At 76.9% G+C, this 14,717-nt stretch carries 8 protein-coding genes; 6 read left to right on the top strand and 2 right to left on the bottom strand.

Translation table 11 applies throughout. The features are described from left to right. Window positions 1-130: 130 nt before the first annotated feature. The 4 genes from ACIQUQ_RS24880 (at window position 131) to ACIQUQ_RS24865 (ending at window position 7,877) form a co-directional block, all read left to right on the top strand. The gene (locus ACIQUQ_RS24880) at window positions 131-1,567 is read left to right on the top strand and encodes a tetratricopeptide repeat protein (RefSeq protein WP_403979677.1); all 1,437 of its coding nucleotides are present in this window, start codon (window positions 131-133) and stop codon (window positions 1,565-1,567) included. Window positions 1,568-1,809: 242 nt separating this feature from the next. Beyond that, complete coding sequence (locus ACIQUQ_RS24875; protein WP_403979674.1) at window positions 1,810-2,832, top strand: NAD(P)-dependent alcohol dehydrogenase; 1,023 nt, start codon at window positions 1,810-1,812, stop codon at window positions 2,830-2,832. A gap of 42 nt (window positions 2,833-2,874) precedes the next feature. Beyond that, window positions 2,875-4,773, top strand: a complete 1,899-nt coding sequence (locus ACIQUQ_RS24870) for an RNA ligase family protein (RefSeq protein ID WP_403979671.1) — start codon at window positions 2,875-2,877, stop codon at window positions 4,771-4,773. Then, window positions 4,773-7,877 (top strand): poly(A) polymerase, encoded by a 3,105-nt coding sequence (locus tag ACIQUQ_RS24865; protein WP_403979668.1) that lies wholly within the window; start codon window positions 4,773-4,775, stop codon window positions 7,875-7,877. Before ACIQUQ_RS24870 ends, ACIQUQ_RS24865 begins: the two co-directional genes overlap by 1 nt. Window positions 7,878-8,020: 143 nt before the next feature. On the opposite strand, the gene ACIQUQ_RS24860 is transcribed toward ACIQUQ_RS24865, so the two are convergent. Beyond that, window positions 8,021-10,591 (bottom strand): hypothetical protein, encoded by a 2,571-nt coding sequence (locus ACIQUQ_RS24860; RefSeq protein WP_403979665.1) that lies wholly within the window; start codon window positions 10,589-10,591, stop codon window positions 8,021-8,023. A gap of 182 nt (window positions 10,592-10,773) precedes the next feature. Here ACIQUQ_RS24860 and ACIQUQ_RS24855 point away from each other — a divergent pair, with 182 nt between their 5' ends. After that, entirely contained in the window at window positions 10,774-12,168 is a 1,395-nt protein-coding gene (locus ACIQUQ_RS24855; RefSeq protein WP_403979663.1) for an NADP-dependent succinic semialdehyde dehydrogenase, read from the top strand. A gap of 187 nt (window positions 12,169-12,355) precedes the next feature. Here ACIQUQ_RS24855 and ACIQUQ_RS24850 read toward each other — a convergent pair whose 3' ends face one another. Further along, window positions 12,356-13,756, bottom strand: coding sequence for an amidase (locus tag ACIQUQ_RS24850; protein WP_403980073.1), 1,401 nt, complete (start codon window positions 13,754-13,756; stop codon window positions 12,356-12,358). A 153-nt stretch (window positions 13,757-13,909) separates the two neighbouring features. Here ACIQUQ_RS24850 and ACIQUQ_RS24845 point away from each other — a divergent pair, with 153 nt between their 5' ends. Then, on the top strand, window positions 13,910-14,506 hold the full coding sequence (locus ACIQUQ_RS24845) for a TetR/AcrR family transcriptional regulator (protein ID WP_403979662.1): 597 nt from the start codon (window positions 13,910-13,912) through the stop codon (window positions 14,504-14,506). Window positions 14,507-14,717: the final 211 nt, after the last annotated feature.

Raw genomic sequence — 14,717 nt, 5'->3', positions numbered from 1 at the left:
GTCCTCCGGGCGGGGGGCCTTCCGGCGTTCGCGGCATGGCGGGGCCCCGCCCGGAACAGGATGACCACGGCGGCGTTCCCGCGCCGCGCCCGCCACCCCACCCCCCACAGGCGCGCCGAGGTGATCCCCGATGGTGACGGACCGGTACGGCAACCCCCTCCACGAGTGCACCCCGGAGACGGCCGGGCACCTGGACCGCGCCGTCGAGGCGCTGCTCCACTTCAGCCCGGAGGTCGAGGGGGCCGTCGGTGACGCCCTCGACAGCGGACCGGCCTCTCCGGTCGCGCAGTCCTTCGCCGCGTACCTGGGAGTGCTGGGGACCGAGCCGCGCGACGCCGCCGCGGCGCGGCAGCGGTTCGACGGGTACGTCGCCGGCACGGACCTCCCGGCCCTGCCGCTGCGGGAGCGCCTGCACGTCGCGGCGGCCGGGGCGTGGCTGGCCGGGGACCTGCGGCGGGCCTCCGGGCTGCTGGAGGAGCTGTCCGCCGCGTACCCGACGGACGCGCTGGCCCTGGCCGTGGGACACCAGCTGGACTTCTTCACCGGCGACGCCGTGCGCCTGCGCGACCGGATCGGCGGTGCCCTGTCCGCCTGGGACACCGCGGATCCGCACCGGGGCCTGGTGCTCGGCATGTACGCCTTCGGACTGGAGGAGTCCGGCCACTACCGCCAGGCCGAGGAGGCGGGGCTCGCCGCGGTCGAGCAGGACCCCCGCGACGTCTGGGCGATCCACGCCGTCGTCCACACGTACGAGATGCAGGGACGCGTCTCCGAGGGCATCGGCTACCTCGACGCCCGGCGCTCCCACTGGACGCGCGACAACTACCTCGACGTCCACAACTGGTGGCACTACGCCCTGTACGCCCTGGAGGCCGGGGACACCGACACCGCGCTGGCCGTCTACGACGCGACCCTGCACCACGAGGGTTCGGCCGGGCTGGCGATGGAACTGCTGGACGCGGCAGCCCTGTTGTGGCGGATCCGGCTCGCGGGAGCGCGGCCGACGGCCCGCTGGGAGGCGCTGGCCGACGCGTGGGCCGCTCGGGCCGACCCGCCGTTCTACGCGTTCAACGACGTCCACGCGGTCATGTCCTACGTCGGCGCCGGGCGGTTCGGGGCCGCGGAACGGCTCATCGCCGACCGGCGGCGGTGGCTGGCCGCGGGGAGCACCGACACCGTCACCAACCGCCGGATGACGGCCGACATCGGCCTGCCCGCGTGTGAGGCGCTGCTCGCGCACGGCCGGGGCGACCACGCCGGGGTCGTGGAGCTCCTGTGGCCGCTGCGCCGCAGGCTGCACGAGTTCGGGGGCAGCCATGCGCAGCGCGACGCCCTCCAGAGGACGCTCGTGGACTCCGCACTCGGCTGCGGACGGCACGACCTGGCCCGCGTGCTCATCAGCGAGCGGACCGGGCTGCGGCCCGACAGCTCGTACAACTGGTCCGCCCGGGCCCGCCTCGCCGACGCCCTGGGCGACACCGCCCGGGCCGCCACCGCCCGCGACCACGCCCGAACCTCCGCGGCGGCCGCCGCCGGAGCGCTCCAGCCCCCGTCGAGTGGGCGGTAGTCGGACGGAGCGGACCTCGGACGGACGGGGCCAGACCCGGCCGGCCCGGCTGCGGGGCGTGGTCACCCTCCCGCTGCTAGGGGGTGACCCTGACGTCGGGGTCAGGGGACGGGTGCGACCCGCGCATGATTCCGGGGTGCCCGGCGCGTGCCTATCGTGGCGGTGGGCGAGGGTGCTGCGGTGCCTCGCGTGGGGACGGCGGCGCGTCGGGCGCCCGGCCCCGCCGGAAGGACGGGATGCGGATGAAGGCGATCGTGCAGGACCGCTACGGCTCCGCGGACGGGCTGCGGCTCGCCGAGGTTCCCGTGCCGGTGCCCGGCCCGCGGGAGGTGCTGGTCCGGGTCCGGGCGGCCGGGGCCCACATCGGAGACTGGCACATCATGACCGGGCTGCCCACCGTGGCGCGCCTCGGGCTCGGCCTGACGCGGCCCCGTCAGCGTGTCAGGGGCACGGAACTCGCCGGCACGGTCGAGGCGGTCGGCTCCAGGGTCACCGGGTTCCGTCCCGGCGACGAGGTGCTCGGCACGGGCACGGGCACGTTCGCCGAGTACGCGCTGGCCCGGGAGGACCGGCTCGCCGCCAAACCGGCCGGCCTCGGTTTCATCGAGGCCGCCGCACTGCCCGTGTCCGGCGGCACCGCCCTGCAGGCGCTGCGGGCAGGCGGTCCGCCGGCGGCCGGGGCGCGGGTGCTGGTGATCGGGGCGGGCGGTGCGGTGGGCTCGTACGCCGTCCAGCTCGCCCGGGCCGGGGGCGGCCGGGTCACCGGCGTGTGCTCGGGCGGGAAGGCGGCACTGGTCCTCTCCCTGGGGGCGGAGCGGGTGGTCGACTACACGCGCGAGCCGTTCGACGCCGTGGGCACGGGGTACGACCTCGTCCTCGACACCGCCGGGAACCGGCCGCTGGCGGAGCTGCGCCGGGTGCTCGGTCCGGCGGGCACGCTGGTGATCGTCGGCGCGGAGGGCGGCGGTCGCCTCTTCGGCACGCTGGGCCGTACCCTCCGCGCCTCGCTGCCCTCGCCGTTCGCCCGCCAGAGCCTGAAGGCCCTGGTCGCGGTGAGCCGCGCCGAGGACAGCCGGGTCCTGGCCGACCTCGCCGCCGCGGACACCGTCCACCCGGTGATCACCCGCACCTTCGCACTGCCGGACGCGCCGGAGGCGCTGCGGGAGATGGGGCGGGGACACGGGCGCGGGAAGCTGGTGGTGACGGTGGCGGAGGAAGGGGCGGAGGAGGCGGGGGGCTGGTCCGGACGGGTCGGGGTGGGTTAATCGGTCGCCAGGGGTGGTGTCCGGTTCCTACAGTGGCGCCCCATGCGCACGCACTATCCCCGGACCCCCCATCTGCCCTGGTCGCCGGGAGCCTCCGGCGACGACGTACGGGTCGGGGGCCTCGGCGGGCTCGACGGGCGCGAGGTGGTCGTCACCGAGAAGCTCGACGGCGAGAACACCACCCTCTACACGGACGGACTGCACGCCCGCTCCCTCGACTCCGCTCACCACCCCTCCCGCGCCTGGGTGAAGGCCCTCCAGGGCCGGGTCGGGGCGGGGATCCCGGCCGGGTGGCGGGTGTGCGGCGAGAACCTGTACGCGCGGCACTCCCTCGCGTACGACGAACTGGACGGCTACTTCTACGGGTTCTCGGTGTGGGACGCGGCCGACCGCTGCCTGGACTGGGACGACACCGTCCGCTTCCTGCGCCGCCTCGGCGTGCCCGCGCCGCGTGTGCTGTGGCGCGGCACCTTCGACGAACGCGCCCTGCGCCGGCTGCGCGTGGACACCTCCCGCGAGGAGGGCTACGTCGTGCGCACCGTACGGGGCTTCCCCCGCGCGGAGTTCGGGGAACGGGTCGCGAAGTGGGTGCGGCCCCGGCACGTCACCACCGGTACGCACTGGATGCACGCGGCAGTGGTCGAGAACGGGCTCGGGCCGGCCGCACCCCTGTGGGCCGCCCGCTCCGGCGCCACCCCTGACGCGGGTGCGCTGCTCGCCGCCGCAGGGGTGGGTGCGGGGGCGGGTGCGGATCGGGATTTGGGTGCGGGGACGGGGGCCGGCGCGGGGACCGGGACAGAGACCGGAACCGGGACCGGGGCCGGCGCGGGGACCGGGACCGGGACGGGGACCTGGCCGGGGACCGGCGTACCCCGTGACGACGTGGTCCGTGCGGCCGCCGAGCGGGTCGACGTGCTCGGCCGCACCGGGGACGGGCGGCTCGCCGGGCTGCTCGCCGCGGCCGCGTACGACCGGCCGCGGGCGGCGCTCATGGCCCGGCTCGCCGGCCCGCTCGGCATGCCCCTGGCCCGCCGGGTCGCCGACCTGGCCGGGCTGCACCCGCTGCTGCACGCCCCCTTCCCCGACGAGGAGCGCCGGTCCGGCCTGCTCCGGATGGCGGCCGCCGCCGACCTGGGGGTGCTGCACGCCGTCGCCGCCGCCGTCCCGGCCGGGCGTACGGACCCGTCCCGCGAGCAGGTGGAGTGGTCCGCGCTGGTCGCCGACGAGGCCGGCCTGCTGGGCGAGGACCCCCTCGGTCCCCTCCGCGACGGGCTCCGGGAGGCGCTCGACGGGGCGGGGGTCGCCGGTGACGCGGCCGACCGCTGCTGGGCCGAGGCCCGCGAGGCGTACGCGGCGGGCCGGATCTCCACCGTCCCCGAGGCGGTGGCGCTGACCTGGCGCTGGCGGGACGGAAGCTTCCCGCGGCTGGTCCAGCTCGTCGGCCCGGCGGGCAGCGGCAAGAGCACCGTGGCCGGCCGGGTACCGGGGGCGGTCCGCGTCTCCTTGGACGACCTGCGGGCCGGCCGCGGCGACCGGGCGGACCAGTCCGCGAACGCGGCGGTGCTGCGGGAGGGCCTGGCCCGGCTGGACGCGGCGCTGGGCGCCGGGGGCACGGTGGTGTGGGACGCCACCTCGCTCACCGAGCGCCAGCGGACGCCCGTACTGGACACGGCCCGGCGGCGGAACGCGCTGGTCACGCAGGTGGTGACGGTGGTGGGCGAGGATGAACTGGTACGGCGCAACGCCGTCCGGCCGCACCCGGTGCCCGCCACCGTGCTGGAGCGGCAGCTGCGCCGGTACGGCCCGCCGTACCCCGGGCGGGCGCACCGGACCTGGTACGCCGGTCCGGACGGCGGGATCGGGGACCGGGCCGGCGGCCTGGTGGAGCGGGAGCCGTGGGACTCCCGTGAAGAGAGCGATGTGTGGGGTGTGGGTGACTGATGCGTACCAGTGAGGAGATCTACCACCAGGTGCGCTGGGATCCGCGGTTCGATCCGGCGCGGTTCGTGCTGGGCCTGCTCCAGCGCGGGGCGCCGCCGAAGCGGATCCCGCTGCCCGCGTTCGTCCCCGGGGGCGAGATCCCGTGGCACCGGGTGCTGTTCGTGGAGGCGGACGGGGAGCTGGTGTGGGACCGGGCGAGCGGCCTGGACCGGGTCGGGGTGTCGGAGGCCGGCCGGGTGCGCGAGCCCCGGCGGCTGCGCGCCCCGTTCTTCGCCGCCCGTACGCCCTGCGCGTGGGCCGGCGACGCCTGGCGGCCGGTGGACGGCGGTACGGGACCGGCGGCCGCTCCCGTGCGGACCGGCGTACGGGTGCTGACCTGGAACACCCTGTGGGACCGGTACGACGCGGAGCTGATCGGCACGGAGCTGCGGCGGCCCCGGCTGCTGGCGGCGCTGGCGGAGGCCGACGCGGACGTGATCGCGCTCCAGGAGGTGGAGCCCGCCCTGCTGGTCCGGCTGCTCGCCGCCGACTGGGTGCGGGCCGGGTACACGCTGTCCGCCGACCCGGCGGGCCGGGACGTGGCGGAGTACGGGCTGGTGGTGCTGAGCCGGCTGCCGGTGCGGGAGGCGGGCGTCCAGGTGCTCGGCCCGCACAAGGCCGTCTCCGCCGCCGTGCTGGACACGGGCGCGGGGTCGCTGACGGTGGCCGCCACCCATCTGACCAGCGATCATTCCGAGCGCGGGCCCGAGCGGCGCGAGGAGGAACTGGCACGGCTGGCCGAGGCGTTGGCCTCGGTGCCGGACGACGTGGTGCTGCTCGGCGACTTCAACGACGGCCGGGCGGGCGACGCGGGGCCGGCGGCCGCCCTGGGGCTGCGGGACGTGTGGGAGGAGACGTACGGGCCGGGCGACACCACCCCGACCTTCGACCCGGGCGCCAATCCGCTGGCCGCCGTGTCCTCCCTCTCGGGCCGGGCCTCGCGGCTGGACCGGATCCTGCTGCGCGGTGCCGCGCGGGTGACGGGCGCGGGGCTGCTGGGCGACGCGCCGGGCCCGGACGGCCTGTTCGTCTCCGACCACTACGGGGTGCGGGCCGAACTGTCATTCGGGGCCGGGGAATCGGCCGGCGCGGCTGCCGTACCGGACGTGCTGGACACGCCGCCGGCCGTGCGCACCGCGCTGGCCTGGCTGCCGCCGCGCGAACTGTGGCCCGTCGTGCAGGGGTTGCGGCTGGCGCACGACCCGGCAGTGCGGCGGTGGCCGCCGCACGTGAACCTGCTGTTCGGCTTCGTGCCGGAGCACGAGTTCGAGCGGGCCGCCGGTCTGGTGGCCGAAGTGGTCGCGGACACACCCTCGTTCCCGGTGCGACTGGCCGGGGTGGACACGTTCGGGCACCGCGAGGACGCGACGGTGTGGCTCGACCCGGCCGCGGACGGCGACGCCCCGTGGCAGGAGCTGCGCGCCGCGCTGGTGGCCCGCTTCCCTCGCTGCCGGGGCCGCGCCGGCGGCTTCACCCCGCACCTGACCCTGGGCCGCACCGGGGACCCGCAGCGGGTGGCGGCCGCCTGCGCCGAGGCCCTGGCGGACGCCCCGTCGACGGCCCGCGTCGGCGAACTGGCCCTGCTGTCGCGCCGCGGCGACGAACCGATGCGGGTCCGCGCGACGGTGGCCCTGGGGACGGGTGAGGTCCGGTGGCTTCCGGAGTCCGGGGAGGAGGTGCCGGGGGGCGCGGGTGGCGATGCCGGGGAAGCGGGGACGGTGACCGCACCGACGGTGGCTTCAGGTGTGGTGGCTGCAGAGGCGGTGGTTTCGGAGGCGGTGCAGGTCGATGCCGGTGCCGATGCCTCGGATGCCCGGGCACCCGGTGCCGGGTCGGCCGGTGCCGGGTCGGCCGGTGCCGGGTCGGCCGGTGCCGGGTCGGCCGGTGCCGGGTCGGCCGTCCTGCCGGCGGAGGCTCCGTCGGCGGATGCCCCGGCGCCCGGTTCCGGAGAGGCTGCGGCCCTGTCCGTGGCCCGGGTGCTGGACGACGCGGTCGTCCGGGTCGTCGGGTCGCGCCGGATGGGGTGCGCCCTGCCCGGTGCGGACCTGGACCTCGTGGCCGTGCTGCCGGGGGCGGCGGACGCCGCAGCCGTGGCGGCCCGGCTCGCCGCCGCGCTGCCGGGCGTCACCCGGCTGCGCGAGGTACGGGGCGCCCGCGTCCCCGGGCTCCGGTTCGCGCTCGGCGGTCTGGACGTGGACCTGGTCGTGGTCGGTGCCGGCCCGCTCCCGCCGGCCGCAGCCGTGGACCGGCGGGCGGAGCTGGGCGAGGCGGCCGCCGTGGCGCTCAGCGCGGTGTCCGACGCGGACGCGGTACGGGCGGCCGTCGGCACCCGCGCGCCCGCGTTCGAGGTGCTGGCGCGGCGGGTCAAGGCCTGGGCCCGCGCCCGTGGCCTGGACTCCGCACCGCACGGCGGCCTGCCGGGCCTGGCCTGGACGGTGCTCGCCGCGCGGACGGTGCTGGACGCGGCCGAGGGAGCCGAAGGGGACGCGCTGCTGCGGGAGTTCTTCGCCACCTGGGCCGCCTGGGACTGGCACGCCCCGGTGTCCCTGACGGCCCCACACGACGCCTCCGCCCCCCAGCCGCCCGAGGCACCGGACGCGGTCACCGTACTGACGCCCTCCGCGCCCGTACGCAGCTGCACGACGCAGGTCTCCCCCGGGTTCCGGGACCTGCTGGTCCAGGAGCTGTACCAGGCCTGGGAGGCACTGGAGGCCGGCGACGCGGCCGCGTGGACGGGCCCGCCGCCGCTGCACCGCCGGCACGCCGCCTGGGCGGTGGTGACCGTACGGGCGCACGGCGACGCGGAGTTCGAGGAACTGCTGGGCCGGGTACGGGGCCGGACGCGCGCCCTGCTGACCGCCCTGGAAGAGGCCGGGGCGCCGGACGCGCACGCCTGGCCCCGCCCGTACCGCACCGGCTCCCGCACCGCCCGCTTCGCCATCGGCCTGGGCCACACCCCACCGGACGCGACCACCCTCACGGCCGTGGCCCGCGCCTGGTCGCACGACCTGCGCGGGGTGGAACTCACCCACGTGGAGGGCGGGGCGCTGCCGACGCTGACCTGAGCGGGGCCGTCACGGGGCCGGGCGCGCCACGCCGGGCGCGCCACGCCGGACCGCGGCGCCGGACCGGGCCTCGGACCGCGGCGCCGGACCGGGCGTTGGTCCGGGCGTTGGTCCGGGCCTCGGACAGGGCGCCTCCGGCAGGGTCACTGCCAGGGCGGTGACGGGGTGCCGTCCGGTTCGAGCCCGTCGGGCCACAGACGGTGCGTGTCCGCGTTCACGACTCCGGCGTCGGCCGCCTGCCGGTACAGGGCTTCCGCCCCGCTCCGGTCCCCGCACTCCTGCCGGAGGGCGCCCCACCAGGTGAGGGCCGCGAGCTCACCTGCGTCGAGGGCCTCCTGGTACAGCGCCTCGGCCTCGTTCCAGGCGCCGGCGTTGTGGCGGCGCCTGGCGATCCGCAGGACGGCCGTGGCACTTCCGGCAGCGACGGCCTCGCGGAGGACGGCCTCCACATCCCCACCGTCCCGGCCCTGCGTGTCGAGGATCATCTCCTGCATCCAGATCGAGCCCACGGCGGCCGCGACCTGGTAGAGGGCGTCCAGGGCGCCCGGGTCGTGCTCGCGCGCGTCGAGGACGTGCAACGGGGCCGCGTCGAACGGGCTCCCGGAGGCGACCGCCCGCTGGAACAGCGCGTCCGCACGCTGGGTTTCACCGTGGCGCCGCAGGCCCAGCGCCAGAGAGAGCAGGGCGCCGGTGTTGCCCGCCTCGGCGGCTTCCCGGTACAGGTCTTGGGCTCGCCGCCAGTCGCCGACACCGTCGTACAGCCGCGCAAGGTCCGCCAGCGCGTCGGTGTCACCCGCCCCGGCGGCCCGGATGTAGAACGCGCGGGCTCCCTCGAGGTCGCCCTCGTGGAACCGCTGCCGTCCCAGGGTGCCGAGGGACTGGGCACAGCCCGCCTCGGCTGCCTGCAGGTACAGCGGCAGCGCCGCGGCAGGTCCGTGCGTGGTCTCGCGCATCACGGCCAGCGTGGAGAGCGCGCTTGCGTCACCGAGGCCGGCGGCCCGCAAGAGCAGTGACTCGGCTCCCTCCTCGTCCCCCTCGTAGGACCGGTCCCAGGCCAGGTCGATCAGGGCGCTGGTGCTCCCCGCGCCCGCGGCCCGTTCGCGCAGGTGCGCGGCCCATTCGAGGCGGTGCCGCTGGTACGCGGCGGACGCCAGGCGGTCGAGGTCGTCCGCGTCGCTCAGGTACCCGGCCGCCGCGTGCCAGAAGGAGGCCGGCGGGCAGCGCCGGAGGCGGGTGGCCCGGCCGTGCTCCTCCAGGTAGTCGGCCGGCCTCAACGCGCCGCCGGCCCGCGCGGGACCACCGCCCGGCCCCTGGCGGCGACGGGCGGGTACGGGACCCAGCGGTGCCAGGTCGCCGTGGACCGGCCGGGCCAGCTCCGCGAAGGCCGCGTCCGTCCGCCCCGTGGTGAGCCGGGCGAGGTCGGCGTCCCCCAGGTAGTCCCCGATCGCGTCCGCGAGGAACGCGCGGGGCAGGTGCGGACCCACCCCCAGCCGGCGCGCGTCCATCGCCGCCTCCAGCAGCGCCCGCGCCTCGGGAACGCCCTGCTCGTAGCGGCGCAGCAGTTCGGGCGCTCCGGCGAGGTCCTGCGCGAGCCGCCCGTCGGAGCGGGCGCCGCGCCCGAGGGCACCGGCCAGGAAGCCGTCGCCCCCTCCGGCGAGCTCCTCCGCGTACCGCAGGGCGCGGGCGTCGAAGGCGTCCGGCACGGTCAGGACGCGGCGCGCGAGCAGCTCCCTGACGCGGCTGTGGCGATCGGGCGTGCCCGGTTCCGGCAGGGACGTGAACCGCAGGACGTACTCCGGCCAGAGCGTGCCGAGCACGAGCACGGGACCGCGTTCCGGCCGGGTGAGCAGGGCGTGCAGGGCGGCGGCGATCCGCTCGCCGTGCCGCGGGTCCCCGAGGTAGTGCTGGGCCTCGTTCAGCCATACGACCGTGCGCGGCCGTACGCGCTCCAGGTCCGCCAGCGCGGCTTCCGCACGGGTGGGGTCGAAGGGGTGCCACAGCCACCAGCCCCGCTCCGCGAGCGGCCGGACCGCCTCCCAGCAGGCCCGGGTCTTGCCGGTGGACGAGGTGCCTGCCAGCACCCACATGCGGCTGTGACCGCCCGCCGCCTCGCGCACGGCCTCGGCGAGCACCCGGTCGTGGTCGCGCGGGACGTAGCCGGGCAGCTGCGGCCCGCGGCCGGAGGCGGGCGCCGGCCCCGCCGGGTGCACTTCCAGGTCGTGGGGGTCCCACTCTCCGACCGGCCTGCCCGGCCTGCCCGGCTTGCCCGGCCCGTCCGCAGGCGGGCCGGCGGACGCGACAGCGGACCCGGCGGCCGACGTGACCGACGTCGCGGACACGGCGGCATGCCTCGCGGTCGACGTGGTGGACGGGGCAGAGGGGGCAGAGGGGCCGGCACGCCCCGCGGTCGACGTGGTGGACGGGGCAGAGGGGGCAGAGGGGCCGGCGTGCCCCGCGGTCGACGTGACGGTCGCAGCCCGGAGAAGGGCCAGCAACTCGCGCTCCGGCAGCCGCAGGGCGCGCGCGAGGGCCACAACGGTCGCCGCGGACGGGGCCGGCGCGCCCCTGCGGAGCGCGCCGTACACCGTCGTACGGCTCAGGCCGGCCCGCACGTGCAGCTGCCCCTTGGCCAGCCGCGACACGGCGAGGCCGTCCACCAGCCGCGCCCGCAGCACGTCGAGCGCCGCGCCCGGCTCCGGCGATTCCCCCTGCACCCCGACCACCCCTCCTGCCCGCGGCCCCCATTGTCCGCCACGGTCCCCTCCGCCAAGGTCCCTTCCGCCACGCTCCGCGCCGTCGCCGCCGTACACCCCGGCTCCTCCCGGCGCCGCGTTTGCGCGCCCCGCCGGGAAGGAGGAGGGTCGAAGAGGCGGCCGAGTCCCAGGTGGAGGCGACCATGTCCATGGCCACGGTGAATCCCGCGACGGGTGAGACGGAGCGTACCTTCCCCACCCTGGGTCCCGAGGAGGTCGAGCGCGTCCTCGCCGACGCCGCGGCGGCGTTCGCCTCGTGGCGCACGACCGGCTTCGCCGAACGCGCGGCGCTCCTCGAACGGGCCGCGTCGCTGCTGGAGGAGGAGAACGAGGCCATCGCCCGGGTGATGACCACCGAGATGGGCAAGCCGCTGGGCGCGGCCCGCGCGGAGGCGGCCAAGTGCGTCAAGGCGATGCGCTGGTACGCCGCCAACGCCGAGTCCCTGCTCGCCGACGAGCGGCCCGCCGAGGCCGACGTACGGGACAGCGGCGCGTCATCCGTGCGCACGCACTACCGGCCGCTCGGGGTCGTCCTGGCCGTCATGCCGTGGAACTTCCCGCTCTGGCAGGTGGTGCGGTTCGCCGCGCCCGCGCTGATGGCCGGCAACACCGGTCTGCTGAAGCACGCGTCGAACGTCCCGCAGACCGCCCTGTACCTGGGCGAGCTGTTCGAGCGGGCGGGCTATCCGCACGGCTGCTTCCAGACGCTGCTCATCGGCTCGGCCCAGGTCGAGGCGGTGGTGCGCGACCCGCGGGTGGCCGCCGCGACCCTGACGGGCAGCGAGCCGGCCGGGCGCGCCGTCGCCGCGGCCGCCGGGGACGAGGTGAAGAAGACCGTCCTCGAACTGGGCGGCAGCGACCCCTTCGTGGTGATGGCCTCGGCGGACGTCGAACGGGCCGCGCGCACCGCCGTCACCGCCCGGGTGCAGAACAACGGCCAGTCCTGCATCGCCGCGAAGCGGTTCATCGTCCACACCGACGTGTACGAGGAGTTCGCGCGCCGGTTCACGGAGGGCATGGCCGCGCTCCGGGTCGGCGACCCGATGCGCGACGACACCGACGTGGGCCCGCTCGCCACCGAACGCGGCCGGGCGGACGTGGAGGAGCTGGTGGACGACGCCGTCGAGCAGGGTGCGGAGGTGCTGTGCGGCGGCCGGCGGCCGCCGCAGGAGGAGCACGGCTGGTACTACGAACCGACCGTCCTGGCCGGCATCACGCCCGGGATGCGGATCGACCAGGAGGAGGCGTTCGGGCCGGTCGCGACGCTGTACCGGGTCGGGAGCCTCGACGAGGCGGTCGAGCGGGCCAACCACACGCCGTTCGGGCTGAGTTCCAACGTGTGGACCCGCGACGACGGCGAGGTGGCCCGCTTCGTGCGCGACCTGGAGGCGGGCGGCGTCTTCTTCAACGGCATGACCGCCTCCCATCCGGCGTTCCCCTTCGGCGGCGTGAAGCGGTCCGGCTACGGGCGCGAGCTGTCGGGGCACGGCATCCGCGAGTTCTGCAACGTGACGACGGTCTGGCACGCGGCCGACTGACGCGAACCCCGAACGTCGACGGCGGGGCGGCCCGGACGGCCGCCCCGCGGCCACGAGCCCCGCACGGCGTACGCGGCCCCGAGCAGCCCCGGACGCCGTACAGCGCCCAGCCGCGCGGGTCCACGGGGGTCACCGCCCCCACCGCGGGTCCACGGGGGTCACCGCCCCCACGGCGGGTCCACGGAGGTCACCGCCCCCACCGCGGGTCCACGGGCGTCAGCACCCCCACCCGGTCCTCGACGGCCTGGGCGGCGGCCAGGCACAGGTCCTCGCGGAAGGCGCGGCCCACGATCTGCACCCCGCAGGGCAGCCCGTCCGCCAGGCCCGTGGGCACCGCCACCGCCGGGACGCCCACGAAGCTGGTGGCCGTGCACAGCCGCATGCCCGAGGCGACCCGGTCCCGGCCGGCCCGGTCCCGCGACTCCAGGCCCGGCTCGACCGGCGGCTCGGTGAAGGACGGGCCGAGCAGCAGCGGGTACGCGTCGAGGAACTCGGCCCAGGAGCGGCGGATGTTCAGCCAGGTCCCCATCAGCCGGACCAGCTCGGCGGACGTGGCGGGCGGGGTCCGGTCCATCGCCATCGCGATGTACCGGTCGCCGCCCCCGCCGAGCAGCGTGCGCACCGCCGGCCAGGACGGCGCGAACTCCGTGAGGGTGATCCGGTCGTACGCCTCCAACGCCTCGTCGAGCCGCGGCACGTCCGGCACCTCGCACACCTCGTGGCCGGCGTCCCGGAGCGCGTCGGCCGCCGCCGCGACGGCGGCGCGGACGGACGGGTGGACGCCGTGGCCCCCGGGGTCCGCGACGACCGCCACGCGCGCGGGTCCGGCGAGCGGGGGCCCGTACGCCGGTACGGGAAGGGCCCGCGGGTCGCGCGGGTCCGGACCGGCCAGCGCCTCGTACGCCAGCCTCAGATCGGCGACGCTCCGGGCCAGCGGCCCGTCGGTGACCAGCAGTTGGGAGGCCGGGCCGGGATCGTCGGGGCCGAGGACGCGGTGGTCCGCGGCGAACCGCCCGGTCGAGGGCTTGAGCCCGGCCACCCCGCAGAACTGGGCGGGGATCCGCACCGAGCCTCCCGAGTCGTTGCCCAGCCCCAGGGCCGCCATGCCGGTGGCCACCGCCACCGCGTCCCCGCCGCTGGTGCCGCCGGGGGTGACCGCACGGTCCCACGGGTTGTACGTGTCCCCGTACAGCTCGCTGCGCGTGTGCATGCCGGCCAGCACCAGGGTGGGCAGGTTGGAGTGCCCGACCGGGATCGCCCCCGCCGCACGCAGCCGGGCCACCGGGGGCGCGTCGGCCGCGGCGACCAGGCCGCGGAAACGGGGTACGCCGAAGGTGGTCGCCGCCCCCTCGACGGGGGTGGTCTCCTTCACGGTGAACGGCACCCCCGCGAGCGGCCCCACGTCCTCCCCCGCGGCACGCCGCCGGTCCAGCCGGACCGCGTCCTCGCGGGCGCGCCCGGCCATGACCTGGGTGACCGCGTTGACCTGCGGGTTCACCTCTGCGATCCGCGCCAGGTGGTCGTCGACCAGCTCGACGGCCGACACCTCGCCGGCGCGCACAGCGGCCGCCTGCGCCCCGGCCGTCATCCTCCACAGCCCGTCACCCAAGACCGCCACCCCCGCCGTTCCGCACTCGTGGTCGCACCGCTTTCCGATGCGCTTGCATCGGAACCCTAGCCAGGAACCGATGCAAGCGCATCGAATAAACTCCGACGACACACACAGGGAGGCGCACCGACCATGCCGAAACAGGTGGACCAGGAGGGCCGGCGACGCCTGATCGCGGAGGCGGTCTGCGCACTGGCCGAAGAGCACGGCCTCGAAGGCGTGACCCTCAGGGACGTCGCGGGCCGCGCAGGCGTGTCGATGGGCGCCGTCCAGCGCTGCTTCGGGACCAAGGAGGAGATGCTGCTCTTCGCCCTCCACGACATCGGAGAGCGGGTCACCGAACGGGTGCGCGCCCGCCTCCTGGAAAGCCCGGCCCAGTCACCGGCCACCGTCCTGGGCCACGCCGCCACGGAGGTCTCCCTCCTCAGGGAGGAGCACCGCGCGGAGGCGCGGGTGTGGCTCGCGTTCGTGGCGCAGGCGGCGGTCAGCGAGTCCCTGGCGGGAACCCTCAGAACGAGCTACGCCGCCCTCCAGGACTCGTTCGCCCGCCTCATCGCGGAGGCCGCGGCCCCCAAGGGCCCCGACCCGGCCCCGGACCCGGAACGAGAGGCCCGCGCCCTCCTCGCCCTCGCCGACGGCCTCACGGCCCACGTACTCATCGGCCACCTGACCCCACCCCAGGCCCAGGACGTCCTCCACACCCACCTGTCGTCGCTCTGGTCCCGCTGAAACCGCCCCGCCGGCCGCCGGCTCCGGCCGGAGTTGCGCTTAATCGACACTGGGGCGGGGTCAGGGCGAGGGGCTTTCGGCCGGAGGTGCGTGGAGCCGCAATCCGGCGCGGTTTTCAGCCCCAGCGGGCCGTGGGTCGCGTGGCGGTCGAAGCGCGTAGCGATCTGTGGCGGCTTATGAACGGGCACGGACGGCCCGGAGGCCGCTATGC

This window comes from Streptomyces sp. NPDC101118 (assembly GCF_044759445.1).
Classification (GTDB): Bacteria; Actinomycetota; Actinomycetes; order Streptomycetales; family Streptomycetaceae; genus Streptomyces.
This window is presented reverse-complemented; position numbering and strand designations above follow the sequence as displayed.

Bases quoted from the DNA above. Each gene is read 5' to 3' on its own strand.
- ACIQUQ_RS24880 (WP_403979677.1), top strand. From the start codon at position 131: ATGGTGACGGACCGGTACGGCAACCCCCTCCACGAGTGCACCCCGGAG.
- ACIQUQ_RS24875 (WP_403979674.1), top strand. From the start codon at position 1,810: ATGAAGGCGATCGTGCAGGACCGCTACGGCTCCGCGGACGGGCTGCGG.
- ACIQUQ_RS24870 (WP_403979671.1), top strand. From the start codon at position 2,875: ATGCGCACGCACTATCCCCGGACCCCCCATCTGCCCTGGTCGCCGGGA.
- ACIQUQ_RS24865 (WP_403979668.1), top strand. From the start codon at position 4,773: ATGCGTACCAGTGAGGAGATCTACCACCAGGTGCGCTGGGATCCGCGG.
- ACIQUQ_RS24855 (WP_403979663.1), top strand. From the start codon at position 10,774: ATGTCCATGGCCACGGTGAATCCCGCGACGGGTGAGACGGAGCGTACC.
- ACIQUQ_RS24850 (WP_403980073.1), bottom strand. From the start codon at position 13,756: ATGACGGCCGGGGCGCAGGCGGCCGCTGTGCGCGCCGGCGAGGTGTCG.
- ACIQUQ_RS24845 (WP_403979662.1), top strand. From the start codon at position 13,910: ATGCCGAAACAGGTGGACCAGGAGGGCCGGCGACGCCTGATCGCGGAG.